The organism is Caenimonas aquaedulcis (genome assembly GCF_015831345.1).
Classification (GTDB): Bacteria; Pseudomonadota; Gammaproteobacteria; order Burkholderiales; family Burkholderiaceae_C; genus Ramlibacter; species Ramlibacter aquaedulcis.
On the sequence record NZ_JADWYS010000001.1, the window covers coordinates 3,134,254 to 3,161,154 of the forward strand.

Sequence of the window (26,901 nt, forward strand, 5' to 3'; positions counted from 1 at the left end):
CACAATTCGAGCGGGACGATTCCGAGGGTAATTTCCGATGACGACCCTTCCGGCACGAATCGAAGATAGCGCTATCATGCGCACCGACCTCCAACCCATCCTGGCCCGGCACCCGGGCCTGCTGCGCCGGATGCGCTTCGTGCAGTTGCGCTTCGAGTTGCGCTCGTCGGACGAGCGGCTGCGCGTGGACGTCTCGGATGAACGCGTGGCGGCCACCGTCGTTCCTGCAGGCGTCGACATCCCCGCGAGCGAGTTCGTGCTGCAGGCACCCGAGGCTGCGTGGAGGGAGTTCAGCAAGCCGCTGCCCGCGCCCGGCTACAACGACATCCTCGCGTTGCTCGAGGCGGGCCACGCGCGCTTCACCGGCCAGGGCCTCGGCTTCTACCGCAACCTGTTCCTCGTCAAGGCCATCGTGTCGGCCGTGTTCCGCGGAGATGCGAGATGGTGAAGCCCGAACCCGTCGTCGGCCGCTACTGGCACCTGGACATCCAGGGTCGCGAGCATCGCGTGTATGTCGAGGAAGCGGGCGAGGGCATTCCGCTGGTTTGCCTGCACACCGCGGGTGCGGACGGGCGGCAGTACCGCCACCTGCTCAACGATGCGGAAGTCACCCGCCGATTCCGCGTGATCGCTTTCGACTTGCCGTGGCACGGCAAGTCCTCGCCGCCCGAGGGCTTCCACGACGAGCAATACCTGCTCACGCCCGAGCTGTACGTCGCGAGCGTCATGGCCGTGGTGCGCGGCATGGGTCTCGTCAAACCGGTGGTGATGGGCTGCTCGATCGGCGGGCGCGCGGTGCTGCACCTGCTGCTGAAGCATCCCGACGAATTCGGCGCCGCGATCGGCCTGCAATCGAGCCGCACCATCGTCGGGGTGATGAGCCAGGTCCAGCGCGACACCGCGTACATGGATCGCAACGACGTGCACGCCGGCGACGCGGTGGCCGCACTCGTGAGCGGCATCATGGCGCCGCAGAGCCCGCCGGCCGAGCGGTGGGAAACCCTGTGGCACTACATGCAAGGCGGCCCCGGCGTGATGCAGGGCGACACCTACTACTACAAGGAGTCGGGGCACCTGCGCGACGAAGACCTCGCGCGCATCGACACGAAGCGAACGCCGCTCTACCTGCTCACGGGCGAGTACGACTACGGCGCGACGCCCGCGCATGGCGAGGAGGTGGCGCGCCTGGTGCCGGGCGCGAAGTTCCAGGTGATGAAGGACATCGGCCACTTTCCCCCGTCCGAAAACTACGCCGCGCTGCGGCCCTGCCTGCTGCCGGTGCTGGACGAGTTGCACACGCACATCAAAGAGAGACAAACATGAAACACACGCTTCGCCTCACCGCCCTGGCCCTCGGCCTGCTCGCATCCTCCGCCGCGATGGCCGACAAGGTGCGCATCGCCGTCATCGACCCGGCGTCGGGCCCCTTCGCGGCCGTCGCCGGCAACTGGTTCAAGACGCTGCAGCACGCCGCGGAAACCGCCAACGCGCAGAAGCTCGCGGGCGAGCACACGATCGAAGTCACCGCCTTCGACAACAAGGGCAGCGTGCAGGAGTCGCTGATCCTCTTGCGCACGGCCATCGACCAGGGCTTTCGCTACATCGCGCAGGGCGGCAGCTCCGGCGTGGGCGCCGCGATCATCGATGCGGTCGCCAAGCACAACGAGCGCAACCCCGGCAAGGAAGTCATCTATCTCGACACGCTCAACGCCGACCCGGAACTCACCAACGCGAAGTGCAACTTCTGGCACTTCCGCTTCTCGCCGAACTCCGACATGCTCACCGAGGCATTGACGACCGAAATGGCGCGCAACAAGGCCGTTCGCAAGGTCTACCTGCTGAACCAGAACTACGCGTTCGGCCAGGCGGTATCGCGTTCGACCAAGGACCTGCTCAAGCGCAAGCGGCCCGACCTGCAGATCGTCGGCGACGACCTGATCGCGCTCGGCCAGGTGAAGGACTTCTCGCCCTACATCGCGAAGATCAAGGCGTCGGGCGCGGACACCGTGAGCACCAGCAACTGGGGTCCGGACCTGACCCTGCTCCTCAAGGCCGCGACGGATGGCGACCTTAAGGTCAACTTCTACACCTACTTCGCCAACACCTTCGGCGTGCCGCTCGCCATCACGCCCGCGAGCGCCGGCGTGCTGAAGAACGTCATCGGATTCAGCCCGAACAACACGGGATTTCCCGGCGGTGATTTCGTGGCGAGCTTCAAGAAGCGCTACAACGAAGACGTGATCCTGCTCGGCAACCACACCACCATCGTGATGCTCGCCGAAGCGATCAAGCGCGCGAACTCGATCGAGCCGATCAAGGTGGCCTATGCGCTCGAAGGCATGAAGCCCAGGATCCTGAGCGGCGAGGCGGAGATGCGCGCGACCGACCACCAGTTGCAGGCGCCGCTCTTCGTCACCACCTGGGCCAAGGTGAACGGCAAGGACGTGCGCTTCGACCAGAACGACATGGGCTACGGCTGGAAGGTGGAGCAGAAGATCGACGCCTACGTCGCGTCGCAGCCCACGTCCTGCCAGATGCAGCGGCCACCGCGTCCCTGACAGGGCGCCGCCCCCGCTCCCGCGCCCGTGGTCGAATACGCCGTCATCTCGCTGCTGAACGGGCTCGCCTACGGGCTGCTGCTCTTCATGCTCTCGTCGGGGCTCACGCTGACTTTCAGCATGATGGGCGTGCTCAACTTCGCCCACGCGAGCTTCTACATGTTCGGCGCGTACTTCGCGTATGCGCTCGCGTCGAAGATCGGCTTCTGGCCCGCGCTGGTGCTCGCGCCCTTGCTGGTCGGCGTCGTGGGCGCGGGCGTCGAGCGTTTCGGGCTGCGCTCGCTGCACAGGTACGGGCACATCCCCGAACTGCTCCTGACCTACGGGCTCGCGTACATCATGGCCGAGGCGGTGCAGCTCGTGTGGGGCCGCGCGCCGGTGCCTTATGCGATGCCGGAAGGGCTGCAGGGTCCGCTCTTTCGCATCTGGACGACGAACTTTCCGGCGTTCCGCGCCTTCATGATGCTCGTGGCGCTGCTGATGATGGGCGTCACCTGGCTCGCGATCACGCACACGCGCGTCGGCCTGGTGATCCGTGCCGCGCTGACGCATCCGGAGATGGCGGAAGCCCTGGGCCATAACGTGCCGCGCGTCTTCATGCTGGTCTTCGGCTTCGGTTGCGCGCTCGCGGGCATGGCCGGTGTGCTGGGCGGCCTGGCCTTCACCACCGAGCCCGCCATGGCGCACATGGTGGGCGGCATCATCTTCGTGGTGGTGGTGATCGGCGGGCTGGGGTCGCTCGGCGGTGCGCTGCTAGCGTCCGTGGTGCTGGGCGTCGTGCAGACCTTCGCGGTGTCCATGGACTATTCGCTCGCGAGCCTCGTCGGCGTCGCTGCGCCGTCGCCGACCTCGCTGCTGGGCGTGACGATCGCGCAGCTCGCCCCGGTGCTGCCCTACCTGATGCTCGTGCTGGTGCTGCTGCTGCGCCCACGCGGTCTCTTCGGCACGCGCGACACATGACGGGCAAACGGCTCGCCGCCGTCTGGGCGGCCTACGTGGTGTTGCTGGTGATCGCGCCGCTGGTCTTCGGCGGCGGCGCGGCGGTGACGGTGCTGTCGCAGATGGGCAGCGCCATCGTCTTTTGCCTCGCGTACAACATGCTGCTGGGGCAGGGCGGCATGCTGTCTTTCGGGCACGCGGTGTACTACGGCCTGGGTTGCTTCGCGGCGATGCATGCGATGCAGCTCGCCATGCGCGGAGCGGTGTGGCTGCCCTTGCCGTTGCTGCCGCTGGCGGGCGCCGCCGCCGGCGCGCTGGCCGGTGCCGTCTTCGGCTACGTCGCGACACGCCGCACGGGCACCGGGTTCGCGATGATCACCTTCGGCATCGGCGAGCTGGTGTTCATCTCCACCGGCGTGCTGCCGGGATTCTTCGGCGGGGAAACCGGCTTGAGCGGGACGCGCACCTACGGCGCGCCGTGGTTCGGCATCAACTTCGGCTCGGCGGTGTCCGTCTACTACCTCATCGCCGCGTGGGTGGTGCTGTGCACCGCGGCGATGTACGCGTTCACGCGCACGCCGCTCGGCCGGATGGTCAATGCCGTGCGCGACAACGCCGAGCGCGTGGCCTTCATCGGCTACGACGCGACGCGCATCCGCTACACCGCGATGATCTTCTCGGGGCTCTTCTCCGGCGTCGCCGGCGCGCTGTCGGCGATCAACTTCGAATCCGCCACGGTGGAGAGCCTCGGCTCCGCGCAATCCGGCGCGGTGCTGCTCTTCACCTTCATCGGCGGCGCAGGGCTGTTCGCGGGGCCCATCCTCGGCGCGGTGCTGGGCACGCTGATGACGGTGCTGGTCTCCACCGTCACCAAGGCATGGCCGATGTACCTCGGCCTGTTCTTCGTGCTCGTGGTGCGCTTCGCGCCCGGCGGGTTGGCCGGGTTGATTTCATCAGGGTGGACGCTCGCGCGCGACCCCTCGTGGCGCGCGCGTTGGCCGATGCTGATCCCCGCAGCGGCCGGCGGCGTGGCGGTCGCGGGCGCGGCGATCGCGCTGATCGAGATGACTTACCGCCGCACGCTGGATGCGGAATCGGGCGCCGTGCTGCGCCTGTTCGGCCTGCCGCTGGACACCACGTCGCCCGCGCACTGGCTCGGGGCGGTGCTCCTGGCCATCGCCGCGGGCTGGCTCGTGCGGGCGTCGTTGCCGCGCGGCTGAGCCGCTCCTGACATCCCGGCGCGCGGCGGCGTTTATGCTGCGGACCCATGGATTCTTCACCGCAGCTCTGGCTCTTCTTCCTCATGGTTCTGGGCATCGTCATCCTGCCAGGCGTGGACATGGCGTTCGTCGCGGCCAGTGCGCTGGGCGGCGGACGGCGTGGCGGCGCGTTCGCCGTCGCGGGCATCGTGGCGGGCGGCTTCTGCCATGTCGCGGCGTCGGCGCTCGGCATCGGCTTGTTGATCCACATGGTGCCGGCCATCTTCAACACCGTGCTGCTGGTCGGTGCGGCGTACATCGCGTGGATCGGCATCTCCTTGATGCGCGCGGCGTCTTCCGCGCAGCCGATGCCGCTTGCGCGCAGCGCGGGCCGGCCCTGGGCGACGTTCCGGCAGGCGATCCTCACGAGCCTGCTCAATCCCAAGGCCTACCTCTTCATGTTCGCGGTGTTCCCGCAGTTCCTGCAGCCCGAACGCGGCGCAGTGTGGTCGCAGTCCGCGGTGCTCAGCCTCATCATCGCGACCACGCAAATCTGGGTCTACGGCCTGGTGGCCGTCGCCGCGGGCAGCGCGCAGGCGGGGCTCGGCAGCCGGCCGCAGCTCCAGGCCTGGTTGATGCGCGGGGCCGGCGCGATGCTGGTCGGCGGTGCCGCGTGGACGGCGCTGGAGGGCTGGCGGCGGATGATGTGACGCGCGCCGGCGGCGCTACTCGCGCGTGACGCGCACGAGTTCTTCGCGCGACGTGATGCCTTCGCGCACCAGGCGCTCCCCATCGTCGCGCATCAGGCGCATGCCGCCCGCGAGCGCGGCCTCCCGGATGTCCGCCTCGGAGCCGCGGTTGTGCACCAGCTCGCGGATGCGGTCGTTGACCACCATCAGTTCGAACACGCCGGTGCGTCCCTGGTAGCCCGTCATGCCGCATTCGGAGCAGCCCGGGCCGTGGCAATGCACGCACAGCTTGCGCACGAGGCGCTGCGCCAGCACGCCCAGCAGCGAGGAGCTGAGGAGGAAAGGCTCGACGCCCATGTCGATCATCCGCGTCACGGTGCTGGCGGCGTCGTTCGTGTGGACCGTCGCGAGCACGAGGTGGCCCGTGAGCGAGGCCTGGATCGCGATCTGCGCGGTTTCGTAGTCGCGGATTTCGCCGATCATGATCACGTCCGGGTCCTGCCGCAGGATCGCGCGCAGGGCCTTGGCGAAGTCGAGGTCGATCTTCGCGTTGACCTGCGTCTGGCCGATGCCGGGCAGCTCGTACTCGATCGGGTCTTCCACCGTCATGATGTTGCTGCTGCTCGCATCCAGCCGCGTCAGTCCCGCATAGAGCGTCGTCGTCTTGCCCGAGCCCGTGGGGCCCGTGACGAGGATGATGCCGTGCGGCTGCGCGATCAGGTCCACGAAGCGGCGGAGCGTGTCGCCCGTCATGCCCACCGATTCGAGCGACAGCTTGCTCTCGCTCTTGTCCAGCAGGCGCAGCACCGCGCGCTCGCCGTGGGCGCTGGGCAGCGTGGAGACGCGCACGTCGACCGCCCGCGTGCCGATGCGCAGCGAAATGCGGCCGTCCTGCGGCAGGCGCTTCTCCGCGATGTCCAGCTCGGCCATGATCTTCAGCCGGGAAATGAGCGCGGCGTGCAGTGCGCGATTGGGCTGCACCACTTCGCGCAAGGTGCCGTCCACGCGAAAGCGCACGCTCGAATGGCGTTCGTACGGCTCGATGTGGATGTCGCTCGCCCCGTCGCGCGCAGCCTGCGTGAGCAGCGCGTTGAGCATGCGGATGATGGGCGCGTCGTCGCTGGTTTCGAGCAGGTCCTCGACCGCGGGCAGCTCCTGCATCATGCGCGAGAGGTCGGCGTCGTTCTGCACTTCGCTCACCACCGTGGCCGCGCTCGACTCGCCTTGCGCGTACGCAGCGCTGATGCGCTGCGCGAGCGCGGATGCGTCCAGCGGCTGCATCGCCCGCACGCGGTACTTGCGCACGACTTCCGACAGCGCCGCGCTCGCGGGGGCGGCGGGGTGCCACAGCACCAGTTGCGAGCCGTCGTCTTCCAGCAGCAGCTGGTTGCCGCGGGCGAACGCGTAGGGCAGCGGGTAGCGCATCGTCCGCGCTCCTAGGGCTTGATCGGATTCGACGTGCCCAGCGGCGCGGGCACCAGGATCGCGGGGTCCTTGGGTCCCGCTTTCAGCACTTCGGGCATGACCGGCGCGGCGTTCACCGGCACGACGGTGCTCTGGGTGGGCTGCGCGCCGCTTTGCAGGTTGCGCATCATGTCGTAGCGGTCCAGGGACAGCGCGTCGCTCTGCGCCGCATCGCGGATCACCACGGGGCGCAGGAAGACCATCAGGTTCGTCTTCTTGCGCGAGCGGGTCTCGCTCTTGAACAGGTTGCCGAAGATCGGCACGTCGCCGAGCACGGGCACCTTCTCGTCGTTGCCGGAATACTCGTCCTGCAGCAGGCCGCCGATCACCACGATGCCGCCATCCTCGACCAGCACGCTCGATTCGATCGAGCGTTTGTTGGTGATGAGGCCCGTTGCGGAATTGATCGACGAGGCCTGCACGCTGGAGACTTCCTGGAAGATCTGCATCTTCACCGTGCCGTTCTCGCTGATCTGCGGCTTCACCCGCAGCGTGATGCCGACGTCCTTGCGCTCGACCGTCTGGAACGGGTTGACCGAGCCGTTGGTGCCGCTGTTGGAGTTGGTGTACTGGCCGGTGACGAAGGGCACGTTCTGGCCGATGACGATCTTGGCTTCCTCGTTGTCGAGGGTGAGCAGGTTGGGCGTGGACAGGATGTTGCCGTCGCCGTTGCTCTTGAGGAAGCGCGCGAGGAAGCCGAGCAGGTAGGTGCCGTTGATGTTGCGGATCACGCCGAAGTTGAAGCCGGTGGCCGGCGCGACCGTGCCCGCGGGCGATGCGGCGAGCGACACGATGTTGGTGCCGCCAATACTGAAGTTGGTGCCGGCCACGCCCACGGTACTCGCATTCGTGTTGCCGATGGGGCTTTGCCACTGGATGCCGAATTCGGCCGCCTTGTCCGCGTTCACCTCCGCGATCAGGCTTTCGACATAGACCTGCGCGCGGCGCGAATCGAGGCGGTCGATCACCGCGCGGATCTGGCGGTACTGCGGTTCGGCGGCGGTGATGATGAGCGCATTGGTGGCTGGGTCCGCCTGGATCTGGCCGCCGGTCGACGGGGACGCGGAGGCGGCCGTCGGCGCGGTGGCGGGGTTCGATCCCGCCGCGTTCGGCGAGCTCGTGTTGGACGTGAGGGGGGAGCTCACGACCGAAGTGCCGCCGCCGCCCGCGCCCGAGCCCGTCGTCGCGGCAAGCGCCGCCCGCAGGGTCACCGCGAGTTTGGTCGCGTCCGCATTCTTCAGGTAGACGACGTAGATGTTGCCGGTCGCGTTCTGCGACGAGGGCTGGTCGAGCTTTTCCACGAGCGAGCGCACGAGGTTCAGCCGAGCCGGATTCGCCGCGCGCACGATCAGCGTGTTGCTGCGCGCCTCGGCGATGACGGTGGTGCGAAACGAGTTGTCGCTCTGCGGGATGCCCGGCGCGCCCTGGACGGCGCCGGTGCTGCCGGTGGACTCGACGAGCCGCTGTACCACGGGTGCGAGATCCGGCGCGAGGGCATGCTTGAGCGGGATCACCTCGACATCGGTGGCGTTCGAGATGTCCAGCGCCGCGATGATGCGCGCCATGCGCTGCAGGTTGTCGGCGTAGTCCGTGATCACCAGCGAGTTGTTGCCGGGGTTCACGTTGATCGTGTTGTTGGGGCTGATGAGCGGGCGAAGGATCGGCACGAGATTGCCGGCCGATTCGTAATTGAGCCGGAAGATCTGCGTGACGATCTGGTTGCTGGCCGCCGGCGAGCCGGTCGACACCGCGCCGCCCTGCAGCTTCGCGTCGGCTTCCGGCACCACCTTCAGCAGGCCGCCCGACTCGACGGCGGTGAAGCCCGAGAGGCGCAGCGTCGCGAGGAACTGGTTGTACGCGGCGGAGGGCGAGACCGGCTTGTCGGTGCTGAGCGTGATGGTGCCCTTCACGCGCGGGTCCACCACGATGTTGCGCCCGCTGATCGCGGCCATGGTGCGGGCCACGGCCTCGATGTCGGCGTTGACGAAGTTGAGCGTGACGGGCTCGGCGCGGCGCTGCGCGATCGAGGCGGCGGGCCATCCGGTGGCGAGCGCGCAGGCGATGCCGATGACTGCGATGCGATGGGCGGTGTGCCGGAGCGAGGGTGCGAAGGATTTCATCCTAGCCTATGGTGATGATGGAACGCGGGCCGCTACGGCGCCCGATGATGTTCAGGAGGTTGGCCAGCGCGGCCTCGCTTTCGGGCGCCGCGCTCGCCGTCCCGGAAAAGCGCAGGCGCGAACCGACCCACTGGCCGGCGCCTTCGAGCCGCAGCGCCCCTTCGAGCGTGGCGAGCTGGAGCGCGGGCGTCGCGCCCCCGAGAACGGTAATGCGGTAACTGCCCATGGGCCTCAAGGTTGAGAGGCGCGACGACATGCGTTGCGCGGTGAGCTCGGCCTGCCCGGCGATGGCCAGACGGCCTTGCGTCCATTCTACTGAAAGGTCCTCGCTGGACAGGCGCAAATCGCCGTCCATCTGCAACGTGTTCCAGGGCGTGCCCAACCCTGCGAGCAGGGACGCAGGAACGCTCGCCTGCAGGTGGCCGACGTCCAGGTGCGCGCCTCCCCAGCGCGGCCGCAGCCGCAGGGTGACGGGCCCGGCGGTGCAGCAGGCGGACTGCACCTGGGCGGCCAGGCCGTTCCAGCGCACGCCGAGGCGCCAGTCCACGCGCGTCGGGAGCGACACCGCGTCACTGCTGCCCGCGCCGCCCGACAGCATCAGCTGCGCGGACCCGTTCCAGACGGTGCCGCGCGGGTCGGACAGCACGAGATGGCCATTGGATGCGCGCGCCACCGGCCCTGCCAGCCAGCTCGCCGGCGCGAACACGAGCAGCGCGAGCAGGAGGCCTGCGGCGATGCCGAGGGCTGCCCACGCCCACGGGCCGCGCGGCGGTGCGGAAAGCGTCGGTCGGCGGGCCACGGGCTCTTGCGTGCCTTCAGCGCGCCGGCAGGGTCAGCACGAGCGTGCCGTCCCATTTGCCAGATGCGTTGCGGGTGAGGTGGGCCTCGCCCGGTAGCGCCCTCGCGTTCACGCGCGCCTGCGTGAGCCACTGGGCGAGCGCATCCGGCGCGGCGCCGGCCAGCGTGAGCGTCACGCGGTCGCCCGTGGCCACCATGCGCGCCGTCGTGCCCAGGCGCTCGCGCACCGAGGCTTCCAGCAGGCGCATGGCCTCCTCGAAGCCCTGCTTCGGTTGCGACTGCAGCGCCTGCGCCTGGGCTTGCAGCCCCTGCATGCGCTGCAGCTGCGCGTCCAGCGTGCGCCGCTGCACTTCGGAGGTCCGCAAGGTCTTGATCGCGGGGGCGAGGGCGAGCATCCAGACGATCGCCAGGCCCACCAGCACGACCGCGCCTGCGACGAGCGCCTGTTCGCGCGGCCGCAATCCCGCCCAGCGGGCCTTGAGCATTTGCGTGGCTTCGCTCATGGCGCGACCTCCTGCGTCACGACCAGCGCATCGCCTTGCTGCACGGCCGAGTAGCCCTGGCTGCGCATGCCCCCCGCGAGGTTCCTGGCTTCGTCGGGCGACAGGGCGAGGCCCCGCACGCGCAACTCGCCCGGGGTGTAGTCGATCGCGGCCGCTGCGCGCTGGGGCGGCGCCGCGACGGCCAGGGCGGCCATCATGGCCTCGAGGTCCCGGCTGGACGTGGCGCCCGTCGATTGCCGCAGCGCGGCCACTTCCTTTTCCATCTGGACGGGCGCATCGACCACGACCTTCACCTGCGGGAATGTCTGCGTGAGTGTCTTGCGCACGTTCTCCCGCTTGTCGTCGAGGGCCGATCGCTCGCGCCAGGCCCAGGCGTTGAGGCCGATCAGGTTGAGCGCGACCAGCAGCACCGCACCCCATCGCGCCGGCCGCCACTGCGGGGCCGCGAGCATGTCGGCCCACACGGTGCCGAATCGCTTCAACGCACGGGCCCGCCCCGAGCTGGAAAACTCGAACTGCGCGAAGTCCCAGTCGGTCCGCGCGGCGCGCAGCCAGCGCTGCGCGGGTTGGCGCAGGCCGGGCGGGCGTTGCAGGACCTGTTCGGCGAGCGCGGCGACCGCCGGTTCGGCGATCAGCGGCGCACCTTGCGCGGGCTCCGGCAGCAACGGCAGGGCGACGGACGAGAGCGGCACGAGCGTCACGCCTTCCTCGCCGGCGGACACCAGCTGCGGGTCGTCCGGGTCGCCCAGGGCGTACAGCACGGTCTCGCCTTCGGGCGCGAACTCGGGGACGATGCGCGTCACGGCACGCCCCGCATTTTCGAGAAGCTGCACGGCGCTGCGCAGCCACTCGCGGTCGCAGGCTGCCACCCACAGGCGGCCGCCCGCGCGCGCCTGCGGTTGCAAGGCGAAATGCAGCGACTCCGGTTCGTCGAGCAACTGGTCCTCGAGCAGGCCCTCGAGGACGGCGCGAAGTCGGGGCGAGCCGGCGCTCGTGCCCTTGGGCAGCTCCACCCGATGCCAGGAAATCATCGCGGCGGGAATCACCGCGACCACCTCCGTCCCCGCGCGCGTGGCCGCCGGCAGCAGCACCGCGGCGGCCGTGCCGTGCGTGTCGGGGACGGTGCCGTCGATCGTGGTCGCATAGTCGAGCTCGACCTGCGGCGACGCCGGTTGCGTGGGGAGGAGAACGACGAGTGAACTCATGGATGGGGCATTGTAGAAAGGTCGAACCGCGCGGCGGCTAGCGCTTCGCAGCCGCTTGCGTCAGCGCACGGGCGTCGGGAATGCCGCGTTCGCGCTGGACCACGCTCACGTCCAGCCCGCCACGGAAAAGCACCGCCCGCTCTTCCACCACGAGCTTGTCCAGGCGCAGCCGCGAGCGGACTTCGAAGTAATTGCTGGCCGCCACGACCTGGCTGTCCGTGAGGGCGGCCTCCGGCGAAGTGATGAGGCGCTTGGCATCCTCCGGCGTCTTGAAGGGCGTGCGTTCGCGCTCCGCGACCAGCCTTTGCGCATCCGCCATGCTGATGCCGTCCAGCGCCGCAAAAATCACTTCGGGCGGGGCGGTGTTGAGGTTCACGCCGGTGTGGACGGGCAGCACGGTGATGTAGGGCTGCAGCGCGGCGATCGTCGCGGCGGGGAGCCCGAGCCACACCAGCTCTTCCACCCGTTGCGGCGGGAGCGGCGAGCCGGGGTTGGGCGCGCCCGGCTCGAGCGCGAGGCGCATGTTTTCCACGAGGCGGTCGAGCTGTTCCGGCGGCAGGCCGAGCAGGTCGAACAGGCGGCGGAAGGCGCGGACGTCGGGCTCCGAAGCACGTGTCTTGTCCGCGAGGTTGGTGACATTCAGCAGCGACTGCAGGTCGATGATCTGCCCGGACAGGAACGCTTCCAGCACTTCGGGGCCCATGTCGGCCGTGTTGTTCTGGTCGGCGGCGAGGAAGCTCGACAGGCGCGCTTCCTGGAGGGGCACCGCCCAGGGTTCGCCGAGGTGGTCGGGGCCGCCCGCGCGCGCGTCCTCGCGCAGCAGCAGGCGCGCCCAGTCGAGCGCCCCGGTGAGCACCCAGGCCGACTGCACGCGCGCGCGTTCTGCGCCCTCCACCTCGATGCTGCGCCACTGCTGCCAGAGCGAGGCGGCCGCGAACGTCGCGACCAGCGCGACCGTGAGCATCGCGATGAGAAGGGCGGCGCCGCGATGGCGCGGCGGCGATGCGCGGCGGATCATCCCTTGCTGCCTCCGACCGTGGGGCGCACCCAGTCGGTGGACAGCGTTCCCGTGATGGGCTGGCCGCCGGGAAGCGTCAGGACCAGCCGCACGCCGTCGGGGATGACTGCCGCCGCCTGCACGGCCGGCGCGCCGGGGACTGCGGGCGCGGCCGCGGTTTTCACGTCGCTCGACAACGGATTGGTCCACGCGTTCTCGCGGAAGAAATAGATCTGCCACTCGTCGAGGGGCACGATGGCGACCTCGCGCTGCATCGACTCCTCGCCGGGACTTTGCGACCAGGCATCCGCCGCCGCCCAGGCCGCCTGAAGGTCGCCGCGCGTCACGACGGGCGCCGACTGCCAGCGCAGCCAGGTGCCGACGCCGTTCACCGCACGCCGTGTCCAGGCAACCACGAGCACGCCATCCGTCGCGGAGGCCGTGCTCCGGCGTGTCATGCGCAACACGCGGCCGTTCCATTCGATCGCCGAGGCTTGCGGTACCTGCTGCAGGGCGTCCAGGTCCGCATCCCATTGGGCGAGCCCGACCTGCAGCGCCAGCACGCCGTCGGCGCGCGCTTCCGTCTGCGCCTGTGCGCGGGTCATGCCGTCGAGGCCGCGCCAGCTCAGGATGGCGAGCAGCGCCATCACGAACAGCGCGACCAGCAGTTCGATCAGCGTAAAGCCGGAGGTGCCGCGGCGCCGCATCAGTAGCGCCCCACGACGGTGGACAGGCGAAGCACGGGCGCGCCCGCGTCGAACACTTGCGCGTCGACGCGGTGGAAGCTCGGGTTGGGGGTGGGCAGCACCGACATGCGAACCTCGAAACTGCGGCTGGCCTGCTCGCAGGCGACGCTGGTGTCGCCGATGCCGGGCATCTGCCGCGCGAGGCGGATCTTCACGAGTTCGTTTTCCGCGCAGATGTGCGCGAGCAGCACCGACGACTGCCGGTCCGCGTTCAGCGTGAGCGCGCTCGTCGCCCGCAACCCCGCCGCCAGCGCGATGGCCACGATGCCGAGCGCGACCAGCACTTCGATCAGCGTGAACCCGCGCATGGCGTGTGGGACGCCCCTCACGGCGCGTCCCCGGATGTGACGGCGAAGGGGCGCAGGCCATCGGTGGCGATGCGCAGGCTGCGCCCGGGCAGGCCCGCCGCAACCAGCACCACCGCCTGCTTGCCGATGATCGGGTCGGGGCCGAGCTGCACGGCCGAGGCGCCCGCGACCTGCGTGCCTTCCGCCAGCCACTTGTCGGGCAGCGTGTCGGGCGGCACGCCGTCGAACTTGAAGCCGCCGTCGACGGTGTACCAGCGCACGGGGATGCCGCTGCTTCGCGATTGCGCACGCGCCGCTTCGAAGAGCGCCGCGAGGCGCTGCGCTTCCCGTTCGAGCTGCGTGGATTGGGAGTCGCGTATCGCGAAGCTCACGCCTGCCGAGGCGATCGCGATGATCGCAACGACGATCAGCAGTTCGAAGAGCGTGAAGCCGGCAACTCGCGTCGGGGCCACTTCATTGCCATGAACCGACGTCTGCATTCTTTCCCTCCCCTCCGGGCTGGCCGTCGGCGCCGAAGGACATCACGTCGATCTCGCCTTTGACGCCCGGGTTGAGGTACTGGTAGGGGTGGTGCCACGGATCTTCCGGAAGCTTCTCGAGGTAGGGCTTCCAGTTGGGCGGGACCGGCGCGGTGGTTGGGCGCACGAGCAGCGCCTGCAGGCCCTGCTCCGTCGTGGGGTAGCGCTGGTTGTCGAGCTTGTACAGCTTGAGCGCCTGCATCAGGTTGTTCACGTCGGTGCGTGCCGCCGTGACGCGCGCGTCGTCCGCGCGGTCCAGCACGTTGGGCACGATCAGCGCGGCGAGCACGCCGATGATCACGAGCACCACCATCAGCTCGATCAGGGTGAAGCCGGAACGCAGGATGCGTCGCGGCGTGCGGGAAATGGGAGTCATCGATAGTCCGAAAGTGCAATCGCTTCCATGATAATCGCCGCATGGTGAGCAATACGAGCAGCAGGTGGACAGTGGCCGCCGCGACATTCGTCCTCTGGGGGCTGGTCGCGGCGAGCGCCGTGTACTGGGGACTCAAGCTGCGCAGTACCGGCGCGAACTCGGCAGTGGCGCCCCCGCCGGTGCGCATGGCCGCGCCATCGGATCCCGTCGCCGTCGCGCGGCTGATGGGCTGGACACCGACGGCCGCTGCCGCTTCGCCCGTCGCCAGCCTGGCGAGCCGGTTCGTGCTCCTGGGTGTGGTCGCCAATAGCTCGCACAACGGCGCCGCGCTGATCGCCGTCGATGGACGTCCCGCGAAGCCGTTTCGCGTAGGCACGGCGGTCGACCAGGAGCTGGTGTTGCAGTCGGTGGATAGCCGCCGCGCCACGCTGGCCTCGAACGCGAACGGTCCCGCCGTTCTCACGCTCGAACTTCCGCCCCGCAAGTAAATCAGCGAATCATCAGGAATCGGCCGCCGGCACTTCGCGTCAGGCTTGCAGAAACAGCCGATACACCGGGTTACCAGTTTCTTCAACGCACGGGTAGCCCAGCGTGTCCAGGAACTCCTTGAATGCCTTGGTGTCCGCTTTCGGCACCTGCAGGCCCACCAGGATGCGGCCATAGTCGGCGCCCTGGTTGCGGTAATGGAAGAGCGAGATGTTCCATCCCGGGCGCAGGTGCGACAGGAACTTCATCAGCGCGCCCGGCCGCTCCGGAAACACGAAGCGCAACAGCCGCTCATCCTGCGCGAGCGCCGTGCGGCCGCCCACCATGTGGCGGATATGTTCCTTCGCGAGTTCGTCGTGCGTGAGGTCGAGCGTCTCGAATCCGTGCCGCCCGAAATTCGCGGCGATCTTCGTGGATTCGCCCTTTCCGTGCGTCGTGAGGCCCACGAACACGTGTGCCTGCGCGGAGTCGCTCATGCGGTAGTTGAACTCCGTCACGTTGCGCGGGCCGCCGGGCAGCGCGCCGATGACCTCGCAGAAGCGGCGGAAGCTGCCGCGCTCCTCGGGGATGGTCACGGCGAACAGGGCTTCGCGTTCCTCGCCGACTTCGGCGCGCTCGGCCACGAAACGAAGCCGATCGAAATTCATGTTCGCGCCGCACAGGATAGCCGCATACGTTTCCCCGCGCGTCTTGCGCGTGGCGACGTACTGCTTGATCGCGGCCACCGCCAGCGCGCCCGCGGGCTCGACGATGCTGCGCGTGTCGACGAAGACATCCTTGATCGCGGCGCACACGGCATCGGTGTCCACCGTCATGAATTCGTCGACCAGCTCGCGCGCGACACGGAACGTTTCCTCGCCCACCAGCTTCACCGCGGTGCCGTCGGAAAACAGGCCCACGTCGGAAAGCGTCACGCGCTTCTTCGAGGCGACGGATCGCATCATCGCGTCCGAATCGTTCATCTGCACGCCGATCACCTTGATCTCGGGACGCACCGCCTTGATGTAGTTGGCCACGCCCGAGATCAGGCCGCCGCCGCCGATCGCGACGAAGACGGCGTCGAGCGGCCCCTGGTGCTGGCGCAGGATTTCCATCGCGATGGTGCCCTGGCCCGCGATCACTTCGGGGTCGTCGAACGGGTGCACGAAAGTCAGGCCTTCCTTCTTCTCCAGCTTGACTGCGTGTTCGTAGGCGTCGGAATAGCTTTCGCCATGCAGCACGACTTCGCCGCCCAGGGACCTCACGCCGTCGACCTTGAGCTGGGGCGTGGTGACGGGCATGACGATGACCGCACGGGCGCCCAGCTTGTGCGCCGACATGGCAACGCCCTGCGCATGGTTGCCGGCGGAAGCGCAAATGACGCCGCGCCGCAACTGCTCGGCCGTGAGGTGGGCCATCTTGTTGTAGGCCCCGCGCAGTTTGAAGCTGAAGACAGCCTGCTGGTCCTCCCGCTTCAGGAGCACCTTGTTGTGCAGCCTGCGGCTCAGGTTTTTGGCGGGCTCCAGCGCCGATTCCACCGCCACGTCGTAGACCCGCGCATTGAGGATTTTCTTGAGGTAATCGGCGGGTTTGAGGTGCGTTTTCATGTCCGGGCGATGATAAGCGGCGCTCCCGGGCGACCAGAAAAAAGCCCCCGGGCCTTGCGGCTCGGGGGCTGAATCCACCAAAGGAGGAGGTGGAGGAGACAAGAGGGGCATAACGGTTTCGCTATGCTGCGAAGCCAGTATAGACCCGTATTTGCTGCGTTGCAGCACGCCGAACCGTCTCAAGGTGAGACGGATTGCGCTGTATTAGGGGAATTTGATGGCGGTAAACCACCTTGATAGGACGGCACGATGGAATGCACGGTGAGCTGGACGGGCGCGACGGGCGCAAGATCGGGAATGGGGTTTCTCGCGGAGACGGGCAGCGGGCATGTCCTCGTGATGGACGGCGCGCCCGATGCGGCCAAACCGGAAAACGGCGGGCAGAACCTCGCGCCGCGGCCCATGGAAACCGTGCTCGCGGGCACCGGGGGCTGCACCGCCTATGACGTGGTGCTCATTCTCAAGCGCGGCCGCCACGACGTGCAGGGCTGCTCGGTGAAGCTCACCTCGGAGCGTGCGCCGGCCGACCCGAAGGTGTTCACCAAGATCCACATGCACTTCACGGTGGCGGGCAAGGTGCCGCCCGAGGCGGTGGAGCGGGCGATCGCCATGAGCCACGACAAATACTGCTCGGCAAGCGTGATGCTGGCCAAGACGGCGGAAATCACGACCAGCTTCGAGGTCGTGGCGGCCTGAACGGGCCTCAGATGTAATGGGCCGTCGTCGTCATCACGCGGGCGGCGGCGCGCATCAGCGCCTTGGCCGGCCCCGGCAGTTCGACACCGCCCTGCACCAGCGCCTGGGCCGCATGCGCCGCTTCGTCCTCCTTCATATGGGACACGATCGCCCGTGACGATGCGTCCGCCGCCGGCAGGCGGTCCAGGTGGCTCTGGAGGTGCGCCTCCACCTGGCGCTCCGTCTCGACGACGAAACCCAGGCTGACGCGGTCTCCCAGGCGGCCCGCGACGAGGCCCAGCCCGAAGGCACCCGCGTACCACAGGGGGTTCAGGAGCGAGGGCCGGTCCCCCAGTTCGGCCAGCCGCTCGGCGGTCCAGGCGAGGTGGTCGGTTTCTTCTTCCGCCGCCCGCTGGAAGTGATCGCGCAGGCCCGGGTCCGAGGTGGAGAGCGCCTGCGCCGTGTAGAGGGCCTGGGCGCACACCTCGCCCACATGGTTCACCCGCATGAGCGCCGCCGCCTCGCGCCGCTCACCCGGGCTGAGCGGCGGCGAATCGCCGCCTGCCAGGGGCCTGGCACGGGCGGCGCGGGGCTTCGAAAAGAGTGTTCTGAGGGCGGCATCGGCAGCGCCAAGGAGTCGGTCCATCGCCCCAGTTTAAGTCGGCGCCTGCCTGGCGGGGCGCGGGGCCGCATGGCCGGAGGATGCACGTCGGTTTTCGCCATCCGAAACCGGGAACGAGGGTGTTGCGCCCCTTCCACTGAGCCATGGTTTTGTGTTGTCCTCGTGCAACGAAACGCCCCGGCCCGGACTAAATACTTTGCGAAAGCCAAGCCCCTCTGGTGCAATAAGCACAACCTTCCCAAAAGGAGGTTGGCCCGGGGATCCGGCGGGACCACATTGCCTTGCAATTCGTGAGCCCTTCGCACCGGAGCCCTATGTTTAACCTTGGAGAAACTTGCATGAAAAAGTCCCTGATTGCTCTGGCCGCGCTGGCGTCGTTCGCCGGCGTTGCTTCTGCCCAATCGTCCGTTACGCTGTTCGGCATCGTCGACGCCACGATCGCTTACGGCCATGGCAGCGTTGCCAACAAGACCCAGCTGACCAACTCGGGCTACAACAGCTCGCGTCTGGGCTTCCGTGGCACGGAAGACCTCGGCGGCGGCATGTCTGCCTCCTTCTGGCTCGAAGCCGGCCTGAACAACGATGACGGCCAAGGCGCCGCCACCAACAGCAACAACCAGGCTTCCGGCGCTGGCGCCGCTGTCGCCGGTCGTCAAGGCCTCACGTTCAACCGCCGTTCGACCGTCAGCCTGGCTGGTGGTTTCGGCGAAATCCGCCTGGGCCGTGACTACACCCCGCAATTCTGGAACCTGACCGTGTTCGATCCGTTCGGCACGAACGGCGTGGGCACCACCCAGACCCTGAACAGCATCATCACCGGCGTGACCTCGGTGCGTGCTTCCAACACCGTCGGCTACTTCCTGCCGGGCAACCTGGGCGGCTTCTACGGCCAAGTCCAGTACTACATGGGTGAGAACCTGAGCAACGCGGTCGACACGTTCGTGCCTCCCCGTAGCACCAAGAAGGACGGCACGGGCATGGGCATCCGCCTCGGCTTCGCCAATGGTCCCTTCAACGTGGCCTTCGCGACCAGCAAGACCCGCTACGCTGCTGGCGACGTGACGCAGAGCAACATCGGCGGCCAGTACGACTTCGGCATGGCCAAGCTGCAAGCCCATTACAGCCGCGACAAGAACGACGGCCTCGTGGTCGGCGGCGCAACCGGCAAGGGCTGGCTGATCGGTGGTCTGATCCCCGTCGGCGCTGGCGAAATCCGCCTGGCTTACTCGCGTTACGAAGTCAACACCGTTGGCACGCCGGAAAGCAAGAAGTGGGCTCTGGGCTACGTGCACAACCTGTCCAAGCGCACGGCTCTGTACGCCACGGTCGCTCGCGTGAACAACAGCGGTGGCGCTGCTTCCGCCCTGAACGGTTCCGTGACCGGCGCGAACACGAACTCCAGCGGCTACGACTTCGGTGTCCGCCACAGCTTCTAAATCCCACGCCGGCCTCGTGCCGGCATGGAATGAAGAAACTTGAAAGCCGCCTTCGGGCGGCTTTTTTTATGAGAGGCGGTATTGCTCGAATGAAGTTGCGTTGGGGTCTGGCGGCTGCCGCGGTGGCCGTGTGTCTTGCGGGTTGTGCCGTCGTGCGCGACGGAGCGGGTGTCGGCGCCGGCGCCGGCGCCGTGGCGGCGAACCCGTGGTCAGCGCAGTCCGGACCGGACGCCCAGTCCTGGCATCACATGACATTCCCGGGCAAGGCGGCGACCCGCTTCAGCTACTCGCGCAAGGATGGCCGCGACGCGATCGCGGTGCTCGCCAGTTCTTCGGCGAGCATGTTGCGCCAGAAACTTCGCGTCGAGCCTTCCGAATTGCGCCACGTCCGCTTCTCGTGGAAGGTGCCGCAGCTCATCGCAGGCGCCGACGTCGGCCTGCGGGACGCCGATGATTCTCCCGTGCGCGTCATGCTGTTCTTCGAGGGCGACCGGGCCCGCTTCTCCGCGCGCGACTCGATGCTTTCCGAACTGCTTCGTGCCGTGAGCGGGGAGGAGATGCCCTACGCGACGCTCATGTACGTGTGGTGCAACCAGCGCGAGCCGGGTTCCGTGATCACGAGCCCGCGCACCGGCCGCGTACGGACACTGGTGGTGGAGTCCGGCGCCCGCAAACTCGGCCAATGGCTCGACTACGAACGCGACATCCGCGCGGACTACCTGCGCGCTTACGGCGAGGCCCCGGGCGCCTTGGTGGGCATCGCCATCATGAGCGACAGCGACAACACGCAATCCACGACGCAGGCCTGGTACGGCCCTGTTCGCTTGCAGACGCCGTGAGATTCCTGTCGGCAGCTTGACGGGATTCTTCAGGCCTGAAGGAAACCCCTCTGTCGGGCGCGGCGTTTGCTCTGCTAGCATCGTCCTTCGCATTCGCGCCCTTCCATGTTCGCATTCATCCTGCGCCGCCTGTTCCAGGCTGCGATCGTCATGGTCGCAGTCGCCTTCATCGCCTTCCTGCTGTTCCAGTATGTCGGGGATCCTGTCGTCTTCCTGCTGGGCCAGGACGCCAAGCCCGACCAGATCGCGCAGCTGCGCACCGACCTCGGCCTGGACCAACCCTTCTTCGTGCAGTTCTGGCACTTCCTCGTGAACGCGCTGCAGGGGGAATTCGGCCTGAGCCTGCGCCAGGGGGCGAAGGTGTCGCGGCTGATCGGCGAGCGCTTCCCCGCGACACTGGAGCTGTCACTCGTCGCCGCCGTCGTCGCGGTCGTCATCGGGATTCCCATGGGCGTATATGCGGCGCTTCGCCGCGGCACCTTCATGAGCCAGGTGTTCCTCACCTTTTCGCTGCTGGGCGTGTCGCTGCCCACATTCCTCATCGGCATCCTGCTGATCCTGGTGTTCGCGGTGCTGCTCGGCTGGTTCCCGAGTTTCGGCCGCGGCGACACGGACAAGTTCGGCTGGTGGACGACCGGTCTGCTGTCGCGCGACGGCTGGCACCACATCGTGCTGCCGGCCATCACGCTCGCGATTTTCCAGCTCACGCTCATCATGCGGCTCGTGCGCGCCGAAATGCTCGAGGTGCTGCGCACCGACTACATCAAGTTCGCCCGCGCCCGCGGCCTGCCCGACCGCGCGATCCATTTCGGGCATGCGCTGAAGAACACGCTCGTCCCGGTCATGACGATCATCGGCCTGCAGCTGGGCACGCTGATCGCGTTCTCCATCATCACCGAGACGGTGTTCCAGTGGCCCGGCATGGGGCTGCTCTTCATCCAGGCCGTCACCTTCGCGGACATCCCCGTCATGGCCGCATACCTGTGCCTCATCGCCCTGATCTTCGTGGTCATCAACCTCGTCGTGGACCTGCTGTATTTCGCGGTGGATCCACGGCTGCGCGTGGCCGACGCGAAAGGACATTGATGCTCTCACCGAAGTTCAAGGCCAACGGCCGCGCCTTCGCGCACATCGCGCAGTTCATCCCCGAGCTCACGGCGCTGCGGCGCGATCTGCACCAGCATCCCGAACTCGGCTTCGAGGAGGTCTATACCTCCGGCCGCGTGAAGGAGGCGCTCAGGCTGTGCGGCGTCGATGAAATCCACACGGGGATCGGCAAGACCGGCGTGGTGGGCGTCATCAAGGGCCGCAGCACCGCAAGCGGCCGGATGGTGGGCCTGCGCGCGGACATGGATGCGCTCACCATGACCGAGCAGAACGACTTCACCTGGAAGTCGGCGACGCAGGGAATGATGCACGGCTGCGGCCACGACGGACACGTCGCGATGCTGGTCGGCGCGGCGCGCTACCTCGCGGAAACACGCAATTTCGACGGCACCGCGGTGCTCGTGTTCCAGCCCGGCGAGGAAGGTTTCGCGGGTGCCAAGCAGATGATCGAAGACGGCCTCTTCGAACGCTTTCCCGTCGAGGCGATCTACGCGATGCACAACTGGCCCGCGATGAAGCCGGGCACGATCGGCATCAACGACGGCGCGATGATGGCCGCGGCCGACCGCGTGACGATCGAAGTCACCGGCAAGGGCGGCCACGGCGCGCATGCCTACCTCGCGGTCGATCCGGTGCTGGTCGCCGCGCACATCATCACGGCAGCGCAGAGCATCGTCTCGCGCAACGTGCGCCCGATCGACAGCGCGGTGGTGAGCCTGTGCGCCATCCAGGCCGGGGACCTGCACGCCATGAGCGTCATCCCCGGCAAGGCCACGATCGTGGGGACCATCCGGACCTTCAGCACCGAAGTGCAGGCCCTGGTCGAGAAGCGTCTCGCGGAACTCTGCAGCGCGGTGGCGCTGGGCTTCGGCGCGCAGGCCACGGTGCAGTTCGAGCACTCGTATCCGGCAACGATCAATTCCGCCCGCGAGGCGAACTTCGCGGCCGACGTCGCCGAGTCGCTCGTCGGCGCGGAGCACGTGGACCGAGAGCTCGAGCCGAGCATGGGCGCGGAAGATTTTTCCTTCATGCTCCAATCCAAGCCCGGCGCCTACCTGCGCCTGGGGCAGGGCGGCGAGAACTGCTTCCTGCACAACGCGCGCTACGACTTCAACGACGACGTGCTGCCGCTCGGCTCCGCGTTGCACGCGAGCCTGGTCGAGCAGTCCATGCCTCTTTCAACCTGACCCCCGAATTTTTCCCGAGGAGTATCCACAATGAAGTTCCAGACCACGATCCTGTCCGCAGCGCTTGGCGCCGCGCTGGGCCTTGCCGCATTCGGCGCCGGCGCCGTCACCCTGAAAGTCGCCAACCAGGGCGATTCGCTCTCGCTCGACCCGCACTCGCTGCAGGAATCGCTGCAGCTGTCCGTCACGGGCAACGTGTACGAGCCGCTCGTCACGCGCGACAAGAACTTCAAGCTGGCGCCTGCGCTCGCGACGAGCTGGAAGCAGACGGCACCCACCGTGTGGCGCTTCGAACTGCGCAAGGGCGTGCAGTTCCACGACGGCACCCCCTTCACCGCCGACGACGTGATCTTCAGCTACGACCGCACGCGCGGCGAAGGCTCCGACCTGCAAAGCGCCGTCGGCCCGATCAAGGCCATCCGCAAGATCAACGACCACGTGGTCGAGATGGACACCTCGTCGCCGTTCCCGATCCTGCCGGACTTGATGACCAACTGGTACATCATGAGCAAGAAGTGGTGCGAGACCAACCAGGCCGTGCGCCCGGTGGACCGCCGCAAGGGCATCGAGAACGCGGCCTCGTTCCGCGCCAACGGCACGGGCCCGTTCCGTGTGCGCGAGCGCCAGCCGAACGTGCGCACGACCTTCGTGCGCAACGGCAACTACTGGGGCAAGATCGACGGCAACGTCGACGAGGTCGTCTTCAACGTCATCGGAAACGACGCGACGCGCGTGGCCGCGCTGATCTCCGGCGAGATCGACATCATGGAGCCGGTGCCCGTGCAGGACGTCGAGCGCCTCAAGACCGCGTCCAACCTCAAGGTGCTGCAGGGCCCCGAGTTGCGCGTGATCTTCCTGGGCATGGACCAGAAACGCGACGAACTGCTCTTCTCCAACGTCAAGGGCAAGAACCCCTTCAAGGACAAGCGCGTGCGCCAGGCCTTCTACCAGGCGATCGACGTCGAAGGCATCAAGCGCACCGTCATGCGCGGCGCCTCGACCCCCAACGCCGAAATGCTGCCGCCGCAGGTCAATGGCTTCGCACCCGACCTCGCCAAGCGCCTGCCCTTCGATCCGGAAGCCTCGAAGAAGCTGCTGGCCGAAGCCGGCTATCCGCAAGGCTTCGAAGTGACGATGAACTGCCCGAACGACCGCTACGTGAACGACGGCGCGATCTGCCAGGCCGTCGCCGCCAACCTTGCGCGCGTGGGCGTGAAGATCAACCTGCAGGTGGAAACCAAGGGCACGTACTTCCCGAAGATCCTTCGCCGCGACACGAGTTTCTACATGCTGGGCTGGACGTCCACCACCGTGGACGCGCACAACGTGCTCTACCCCATCATGTCCTCGCCGGGTGAAGGCGGCCGCGGCCAGTTCAACCTGGGCGCCTACAGCAACCCGAAGGTCGACGAGCTCACGCTGAAGATCGCCTCCGAGACCGACCAGAAGAAGCGCAACGAGATGATCCACGAGGCGATCAAGATCCACCAGGACGACGTCGGCCACATCCCGCTGCACCAGCAGGCACTCAACTGGGCGATGAAGAAGAACGTGGATGTGGTGCAGATGCCCAACAACGACATGGTCTGGAAGTTCGTGACCGTCAAGTGATGAGGTCCGGCACCTGGCTCCATCGGGCCTGGGACAGTGACGTCGGCTACAGCTTCCGCACCTCGCCCGTGGCGATGGCGGCAGCGTTCGTGGCCTTCGTCTGCGTGTTCTGTGCGGTGTTCGCCAACCTGGTGGCGCCGCACCATCCCTACGACCTCGCGACGCTGGAACTGAGCGACGCCTTCCTTCCGCCCTCCTGGGTGGAAGGCGGCAACGCGAAGTACTGGCTCGGCACCGACGACCAGGGCCGCGACATCCTGTCCGTGCTGATGTACGGCGCCCGCATCTCGCTGCTGGTCGGCGTCGCGTCGGTGATCCTCTCGATGCTGATCGGCGTCACGCTGGGCCTCGTCGCGGGCTTTGTCGGCGGCCGAACGGACGCCTTCATCATGCGCGTGTGCGACGTGATCCTGTCCTTCCCCGCCATCCTCGTCGCCCTGCTGATCGCCGGGGTGGGCCGCGCGCTCTTTCCCAACGCGAACGACTTCGTGGTGTTCGTGGTGCTCGTGCTGTCCATCTCGCTCGCCGGCGGCGGCGGGTGGGTGCAGTACGCGCGCACCGTGCGCGGCTCGACCATGGTCGAGCGCAATCGCGAGTACGTGCAGGCCGCGCGGGTGACGGGCGTGTCGTCGCTGCGCATCATGCGCAAGCACGTGCTGCCCAACATCCTCGGGCCCGTCATGGTGCTCGCGACGATCCAGGTGGCCACGGCCATCATCACCGAGGCGACGCTGTCCTTCCTCGGTGTCGGCGCGCCGCCCAATTCGCCTTCGCTGGGCACGCTGATCCAGGTGGGCAACAAGTTCCTGTTTTCCGGCAACTGGTGGATCACCGTGTTCCCCGGCCTGATGCTGGTGGCGATCGCCCTGTCCGTCAACCTGCTGGGCGACTGGCTGCGCGACGCCTTGAACCCGAGATTGCGCTAGTCCGATGTCGCTGCTCCAAGTCCAGAACCTCGTCGTCGAATTCCCGCATCGCAGCGGGACGCTACGCGCCATCGACGACATCAGCTTCGACATTGCGCCCGGGGAAATCCTGGGCGTGGTCGGCGAATCGGGCGCCGGCAAGTCGCTCACGGGCGCTTCCATCATCGGCCTGCTCGAGCCGCCCGGGCGCATCGCCTCCGGGCAGATCCTGCTCGAAGGCCAGCGCATCGACAATCTTCCGTACGAGAAGATGCGGCGCATCCGCGGCCGCCAGATCGGCGCGATCTTCCAGGACCCGCTGACCTCGCTCAACCCGCTCTACACGGTCGGCCGCCAACTCATGGAGACCATCCGAACGCATTTGCCGGTGGACGAGAAGGAGGCGCGGCGCCGCGCCATCGGCCTGCTCGAAGACACCGGCATCCCGGCGGCCGCGCAGCGCATCGACCACTACCCGCACCAGTTCTCGGGCGGGATGCGCCAGCGCGTGGTCATCGCATTGGCGCTCGCCGCCGAACCCAAGCTGATCGTCGCGGACGAGCCCACCACGGCGCTGGACGTGTCGATCCAGGCGCAGATCATCCAGCTGCTCAAGCGCGTATGCCGCGACCGCGGCGCCGCCGTCATGCTGATCACGCACGACATGGGCGTGATCGCCGAGACCTGCGACCGCGTGGCCGTGATGTACGCCGGCCGCATCGCGGAGATCGGCCCGGTGCACGAGGTGATCAACAAGCCTGCGCATCCCTACACGGCGGGCCTGATGGCCGCCATCCCGGACATCACCGTCGAGCGCGAGCGCCTGCACCAGATCGACGGCGCGATGCCGCGCCTGAACGCCATCCCCACAGGCTGCGCCTACAACCCGCGCTGCCCGCGCGTGTTCGACCGCTGCCTGCGCGAGCGCCCCGACTTGCTCGACGCCGGCGCCACGCGCGCCGCCTGCTGGCTGCACGACACGAAAGCCGGGGTGCCCGCGTGAGCGCGCCGCTGGTCCAGGCGCGCGACCTCGCGAAGACCTTCGACGTCTCGCCGCCGTGGCTCAATCGCGTGCTCGAGGGAAAGCCGCGCCTGCTGCTGAATGCCGTCGACGGCGTGAGTTTCGAGATCGAGAAGGGCAAGACGCTGGCGCTGGTCGGCGAATCGGGTTGCGGCAAGAGCACGGTCGCGCGACTGCTCGTGGGCCTGTACGAGCCCACGCGCGGCGACCTCGTCTTCGACGGCGCCGATGCGCACGCGGTCTTCAAGACCTCGCAGGGCAAGGACTTGCGCCGCCGCATCCAGATGATCTTCCAGGACCCGTACGCGAGCCTGAACCCGCGCTGGACGGTGGAAGACATCGTGGGCGAGCCGCTGCAGGAGCACGGCCTCATTTCGGATGCGGGCGAGCGCAAGGCACGCGTCGGCGAGTTGCTGAAGTCCGTCGGCCTCGCCGCGCAGGACATGACGAAGTTCCCGCACCAGTTCTCGGGCGGCCAGCGCCAGCGCATCTCGATCGCGCGCGCGCTGGCGACGGAGCCCGAATTCCTGGTGTGCGACGAGCCGACCTCCGCGCTGGACGTGAGCGTGCAGGCGCAGGTGCTCAACATCATGAAGGACCTGCAGCGCCAGCGCGGGCTCACCTACCTCTTCATCTCGCACAACCTCGCCGTCGTGCGGCACGTGAGCGACCAGGTGGGGGTGATGTACCTCGGGCGCATCGTGGAGCTCGCGGACAAGCACGCGCTCTTCGGCAACCCGCGCCATCCGTACACGCGCATGCTGCTGGACGCGATCCCGAAGATGCACGACACCGGCCGCGCGCGCACGCCGGTGCAGGGCGAGGTGCCGAACCCGCTCAATCCGCCCGGCGGCTGCACGTTCAATCCGCGGTGCCCGCATGCGAACGAGCGCTGCCGGACGGAACGGCCGAAGCTGCTGGAGATCGCGGGCGTCCGGGTGGCGTGCCACGCGGTGGAAGAGGGCCGGATCTAGGCCCGGCCGCGGCGGCATTCGTGAGACGATGC

The 26,901-nt window shown here is 67.9% G+C and carries 28 protein-coding genes; 16 read left to right on the plus strand and 12 right to left on the minus strand.

Features of this window, described 5'->3' with window-relative positions; all coding sequences use genetic code 11:
- Window positions 1-76 precede the first annotated feature (76 nt).
- From I5803_RS15045 to I5803_RS15070, 6 genes are read left to right on the plus strand one after another with little or no spacing between them, the layout of a single operon-like run.
- Window positions 77-448 (plus strand): hypothetical protein, encoded by a 372-nt coding sequence (locus I5803_RS15045; RefSeq protein ID WP_196987144.1) that lies wholly within the window; start codon window positions 77-79, stop codon window positions 446-448.
- Window positions 442-1,323: an alpha/beta fold hydrolase gene (locus I5803_RS15050; protein WP_196987145.1), complete on the plus strand. Its 882-nt coding sequence runs from the start codon at window positions 442-444 to the stop codon at window positions 1,321-1,323. The genes I5803_RS15045 and I5803_RS15050 overlap by 7 nt, the downstream gene beginning before the upstream one ends.
- Complete coding sequence (locus tag I5803_RS15055; protein ID WP_196987146.1) at window positions 1,320-2,558, plus strand: branched-chain amino acid ABC transporter substrate-binding protein; 1,239 nt, start codon at window positions 1,320-1,322, stop codon at window positions 2,556-2,558. The genes I5803_RS15050 and I5803_RS15055 overlap by 4 nt, the downstream gene beginning before the upstream one ends.
- A 27-nt stretch (window positions 2,559-2,585) precedes the next feature.
- Entirely contained in the window at window positions 2,586-3,518 is a 933-nt protein-coding gene (locus tag I5803_RS15060) for a branched-chain amino acid ABC transporter permease (RefSeq protein WP_354001671.1), read from the plus strand.
- Complete coding sequence (locus I5803_RS15065) at window positions 3,515-4,717, plus strand: branched-chain amino acid ABC transporter permease (RefSeq protein WP_196987147.1); 1,203 nt, start codon at window positions 3,515-3,517, stop codon at window positions 4,715-4,717. The genes I5803_RS15060 and I5803_RS15065 overlap by 4 nt, the downstream gene beginning before the upstream one ends.
- Before the next feature lie 47 nt (window positions 4,718-4,764).
- Window positions 4,765-5,406 (plus strand): LysE family translocator, encoded by a 642-nt coding sequence (locus I5803_RS15070; RefSeq protein ID WP_196987148.1) that lies wholly within the window; start codon window positions 4,765-4,767, stop codon window positions 5,404-5,406.
- Between the two features lie 15 nt (window positions 5,407-5,421).
- Here I5803_RS15070 and I5803_RS15075 read toward each other — a convergent pair whose 3' ends face one another.
- From I5803_RS15075 to gspG, 10 genes are read right to left on the minus strand one after another with little or no spacing between them, the layout of a single operon-like run.
- Window positions 5,422-6,810 (minus strand): GspE/PulE family protein, encoded by a 1,389-nt coding sequence (locus tag I5803_RS15075; RefSeq protein ID WP_196987149.1) that lies wholly within the window; start codon window positions 6,808-6,810, stop codon window positions 5,422-5,424.
- A gap of 11 nt (window positions 6,811-6,821) precedes the next feature.
- Window positions 6,822-8,969 carry a type II secretion system secretin GspD gene (gene gspD, locus I5803_RS15080; RefSeq protein ID WP_196987150.1) on the minus strand — a complete coding sequence of 716 codons (2,148 nt, stop codon included), beginning with the start codon at window positions 8,967-8,969 and terminating at the stop codon, window positions 6,822-6,824.
- Window position 8,970: 1 nt separating this feature from the next.
- Window positions 8,971-9,768 carry a type II secretion system protein N gene (gspN, locus tag I5803_RS15085; protein ID WP_196987151.1) on the minus strand — a complete coding sequence of 266 codons (798 nt, stop codon included), beginning with the start codon at window positions 9,766-9,768 and terminating at the stop codon, window positions 8,971-8,973.
- A 16-nt stretch (window positions 9,769-9,784) separates the two neighbouring features.
- The gene (locus tag I5803_RS15090) at window positions 9,785-10,270 is read right to left on the minus strand and encodes a type II secretion system protein M (RefSeq protein WP_196987152.1); all 486 of its coding nucleotides are present in this window, start codon (window positions 10,268-10,270) and stop codon (window positions 9,785-9,787) included.
- Window positions 10,267-11,475, minus strand: coding sequence for a type II secretion system protein GspL (gene gspL, locus I5803_RS15095; RefSeq protein ID WP_196987153.1), 1,209 nt, complete (start codon window positions 11,473-11,475; stop codon window positions 10,267-10,269). The genes I5803_RS15090 and gspL overlap by 4 nt, the downstream gene beginning before the upstream one ends.
- Before the next feature lie 37 nt (window positions 11,476-11,512).
- A complete protein-coding gene (gene gspK, locus I5803_RS15100; RefSeq protein ID WP_196987154.1) occupies window positions 11,513-12,493 on the minus strand; it encodes a type II secretion system minor pseudopilin GspK in 981 nt (326 codons plus the stop codon).
- The gene (locus I5803_RS15105; protein ID WP_196987155.1) at window positions 12,490-13,179 is read right to left on the minus strand and encodes a PulJ/GspJ family protein; all 690 of its coding nucleotides are present in this window, start codon (window positions 13,177-13,179) and stop codon (window positions 12,490-12,492) included. The genes gspK and I5803_RS15105 overlap by 4 nt, the downstream gene beginning before the upstream one ends.
- A complete protein-coding gene (gene gspI / locus I5803_RS15110; RefSeq protein ID WP_196987156.1) occupies window positions 13,179-13,526 on the minus strand; it encodes a type II secretion system minor pseudopilin GspI in 348 nt (115 codons plus the stop codon). Before gspI ends, I5803_RS15105 begins: the two co-directional genes overlap by 1 nt.
- Window positions 13,527-13,543: 17 nt before the next feature.
- A complete protein-coding gene (locus I5803_RS15115; RefSeq protein WP_196987157.1) occupies window positions 13,544-14,005 on the minus strand; it encodes a pilus assembly FimT family protein in 462 nt (153 codons plus the stop codon).
- The gene (gene gspG / locus I5803_RS15120; RefSeq protein ID WP_196987158.1) at window positions 13,980-14,420 is read right to left on the minus strand and encodes a type II secretion system major pseudopilin GspG; all 441 of its coding nucleotides are present in this window, start codon (window positions 14,418-14,420) and stop codon (window positions 13,980-13,982) included. The genes I5803_RS15115 and gspG overlap by 26 nt, the downstream gene beginning before the upstream one ends.
- A 41-nt stretch (window positions 14,421-14,461) precedes the next feature.
- Here gspG and I5803_RS15125 point away from each other — a divergent pair, with 41 nt between their 5' ends.
- Entirely contained in the window at window positions 14,462-14,908 is a 447-nt protein-coding gene (locus I5803_RS15125) for a type II secretion system protein N (protein ID WP_196987159.1), read from the plus strand.
- A gap of 39 nt (window positions 14,909-14,947) precedes the next feature.
- On the opposite strand, the gene ilvA is transcribed toward I5803_RS15125, so the two are convergent.
- On the minus strand, window positions 14,948-16,492 hold the full coding sequence (gene ilvA / locus I5803_RS15130; RefSeq protein ID WP_196987160.1) for a threonine ammonia-lyase, biosynthetic: 1,545 nt from the start codon (window positions 16,490-16,492) through the stop codon (window positions 14,948-14,950).
- A 249-nt stretch (window positions 16,493-16,741) separates the two neighbouring features.
- On the opposite strand from ilvA, the gene I5803_RS15135 reads away from it, so the two are divergent.
- A complete protein-coding gene (locus I5803_RS15135) occupies window positions 16,742-17,188 on the plus strand; it encodes an OsmC family protein (RefSeq protein ID WP_196987161.1) in 447 nt (148 codons plus the stop codon).
- Window positions 17,189-17,195: 7 nt separating this feature from the next.
- Here I5803_RS15135 and coq7 read toward each other — a convergent pair whose 3' ends face one another.
- Window positions 17,196-17,813, minus strand: coding sequence for a 2-polyprenyl-3-methyl-6-methoxy-1,4-benzoquinone monooxygenase (gene coq7, locus I5803_RS15140; protein ID WP_196987162.1), 618 nt, complete (start codon window positions 17,811-17,813; stop codon window positions 17,196-17,198).
- Between the two features lie 314 nt (window positions 17,814-18,127).
- Between coq7 and I5803_RS15145 the strand changes: the two genes are divergently transcribed.
- The 8 genes from I5803_RS15145 (at window position 18,128) to I5803_RS15180 (ending at window position 26,869) form a co-directional block, all read left to right on the plus strand.
- Window positions 18,128-19,225, plus strand: a complete 1,098-nt coding sequence (locus tag I5803_RS15145; protein WP_196987163.1) for a porin — start codon at window positions 18,128-18,130, stop codon at window positions 19,223-19,225.
- Between the two features lie 89 nt (window positions 19,226-19,314).
- A complete protein-coding gene (locus I5803_RS15150) occupies window positions 19,315-20,064 on the plus strand; it encodes a DUF3047 domain-containing protein (RefSeq protein ID WP_196987164.1) in 750 nt (249 codons plus the stop codon).
- Window positions 20,065-20,169: 105 nt separating this feature from the next.
- Window positions 20,170-21,150, plus strand: coding sequence for an ABC transporter permease (locus I5803_RS15155; RefSeq protein ID WP_196987165.1), 981 nt, complete (start codon window positions 20,170-20,172; stop codon window positions 21,148-21,150).
- Window positions 21,150-22,358, plus strand: a complete 1,209-nt coding sequence (locus tag I5803_RS15160; protein ID WP_196987166.1) for a M20 aminoacylase family protein — start codon at window positions 21,150-21,152, stop codon at window positions 22,356-22,358. Before I5803_RS15155 ends, I5803_RS15160 begins: the two co-directional genes overlap by 1 nt.
- A gap of 30 nt (window positions 22,359-22,388) precedes the next feature.
- Window positions 22,389-23,969 (plus strand): ABC transporter substrate-binding protein, encoded by a 1,581-nt coding sequence (locus I5803_RS15165; protein WP_196987167.1) that lies wholly within the window; start codon window positions 22,389-22,391, stop codon window positions 23,967-23,969.
- Window positions 23,969-24,895, plus strand: coding sequence for an ABC transporter permease (locus tag I5803_RS15170; protein WP_196987168.1), 927 nt, complete (start codon window positions 23,969-23,971; stop codon window positions 24,893-24,895). The genes I5803_RS15165 and I5803_RS15170 overlap by 1 nt, the downstream gene beginning before the upstream one ends.
- 4 nt (window positions 24,896-24,899) lie before the next feature.
- Window positions 24,900-25,877: an ABC transporter ATP-binding protein gene (locus I5803_RS15175; protein WP_196987169.1), complete on the plus strand. Its 978-nt coding sequence runs from the start codon at window positions 24,900-24,902 to the stop codon at window positions 25,875-25,877.
- The gene (locus tag I5803_RS15180; RefSeq protein WP_196987170.1) at window positions 25,874-26,869 is read left to right on the plus strand and encodes an ABC transporter ATP-binding protein; all 996 of its coding nucleotides are present in this window, start codon (window positions 25,874-25,876) and stop codon (window positions 26,867-26,869) included. Before I5803_RS15175 ends, I5803_RS15180 begins: the two co-directional genes overlap by 4 nt.
- Window positions 26,870-26,901 lie beyond the last annotated feature (32 nt).

Excerpts from the sequence above, each read along its gene's own strand:
- I5803_RS15135 (WP_196987161.1), top strand. The coding sequence starts at position 16,742 with ATGGAATGCACGGTGAGCTGGACGGGCGCGACGGGCGCAAGATCGGGA.
- I5803_RS15045 (WP_196987144.1), top strand. The coding sequence starts at position 77 with ATGCGCACCGACCTCCAACCCATCCTGGCCCGGCACCCGGGCCTGCTG.
- I5803_RS15105 (WP_196987155.1), bottom strand. The coding sequence starts at position 13,179 with ATGCGGCGCCGCGGCACCTCCGGCTTTACGCTGATCGAACTGCTGGTC.
- gspI (WP_196987156.1), bottom strand. The coding sequence starts at position 13,526 with ATGCGCGGGTTCACGCTGATCGAAGTGCTGGTCGCGCTCGGCATCGTG.
- I5803_RS15155 (WP_196987165.1), top strand. The coding sequence starts at position 20,170 with ATGTTCGCATTCATCCTGCGCCGCCTGTTCCAGGCTGCGATCGTCATG.
- I5803_RS15145 (WP_196987163.1), top strand. The coding sequence starts at position 18,128 with ATGAAAAAGTCCCTGATTGCTCTGGCCGCGCTGGCGTCGTTCGCCGGC.
- coq7 (WP_196987162.1), bottom strand. The coding sequence starts at position 17,813 with ATGGACCGACTCCTTGGCGCTGCCGATGCCGCCCTCAGAACACTCTTT.
- gspK (WP_196987154.1), bottom strand. The coding sequence starts at position 12,493 with ATGATCCGCCGCGCATCGCCGCCGCGCCATCGCGGCGCCGCCCTTCTC.
- I5803_RS15075 (WP_196987149.1), bottom strand. The coding sequence starts at position 6,810 with ATGCGCTACCCGCTGCCCTACGCGTTCGCCCGCGGCAACCAGCTGCTG.
- I5803_RS15050 (WP_196987145.1), top strand. The coding sequence starts at position 442 with ATGGTGAAGCCCGAACCCGTCGTCGGCCGCTACTGGCACCTGGACATC.
- I5803_RS15115 (WP_196987157.1), bottom strand. The coding sequence starts at position 14,005 with ATGCAGACGTCGGTTCATGGCAATGAAGTGGCCCCGACGCGAGTTGCC.
- I5803_RS15125 (WP_196987159.1), top strand. The coding sequence starts at position 14,462 with ATGGTGAGCAATACGAGCAGCAGGTGGACAGTGGCCGCCGCGACATTC.
- ilvA (WP_196987160.1), bottom strand. The coding sequence starts at position 16,492 with ATGAAAACGCACCTCAAACCCGCCGATTACCTCAAGAAAATCCTCAAT.
- I5803_RS15165 (WP_196987167.1), top strand. The coding sequence starts at position 22,389 with ATGAAGTTCCAGACCACGATCCTGTCCGCAGCGCTTGGCGCCGCGCTG.
- gspG (WP_196987158.1), bottom strand. The coding sequence starts at position 14,420 with ATGACTCCCATTTCCCGCACGCCGCGACGCATCCTGCGTTCCGGCTTC.
- I5803_RS15150 (WP_196987164.1), top strand. The coding sequence starts at position 19,315 with ATGAAGTTGCGTTGGGGTCTGGCGGCTGCCGCGGTGGCCGTGTGTCTT.
- I5803_RS15055 (WP_196987146.1), top strand. The coding sequence starts at position 1,320 with ATGAAACACACGCTTCGCCTCACCGCCCTGGCCCTCGGCCTGCTCGCA.
- I5803_RS15090 (WP_196987152.1), bottom strand. The coding sequence starts at position 10,270 with ATGAGCGAAGCCACGCAAATGCTCAAGGCCCGCTGGGCGGGATTGCGG.
- I5803_RS15170 (WP_196987168.1), top strand. The coding sequence starts at position 23,969 with ATGAGGTCCGGCACCTGGCTCCATCGGGCCTGGGACAGTGACGTCGGC.
- I5803_RS15175 (WP_196987169.1), top strand. The coding sequence starts at position 24,900 with ATGTCGCTGCTCCAAGTCCAGAACCTCGTCGTCGAATTCCCGCATCGC.
- gspL (WP_196987153.1), bottom strand. The coding sequence starts at position 11,475 with ATGAGTTCACTCGTCGTTCTCCTCCCCACGCAACCGGCGTCGCCGCAG.
- I5803_RS15160 (WP_196987166.1), top strand. The coding sequence starts at position 21,150 with ATGCTCTCACCGAAGTTCAAGGCCAACGGCCGCGCCTTCGCGCACATC.
- I5803_RS15065 (WP_196987147.1), top strand. The coding sequence starts at position 3,515 with ATGACGGGCAAACGGCTCGCCGCCGTCTGGGCGGCCTACGTGGTGTTG.
- gspD (WP_196987150.1), bottom strand. The coding sequence starts at position 8,969 with ATGAAATCCTTCGCACCCTCGCTCCGGCACACCGCCCATCGCATCGCA.
- I5803_RS15070 (WP_196987148.1), top strand. The coding sequence starts at position 4,765 with ATGGATTCTTCACCGCAGCTCTGGCTCTTCTTCCTCATGGTTCTGGGC.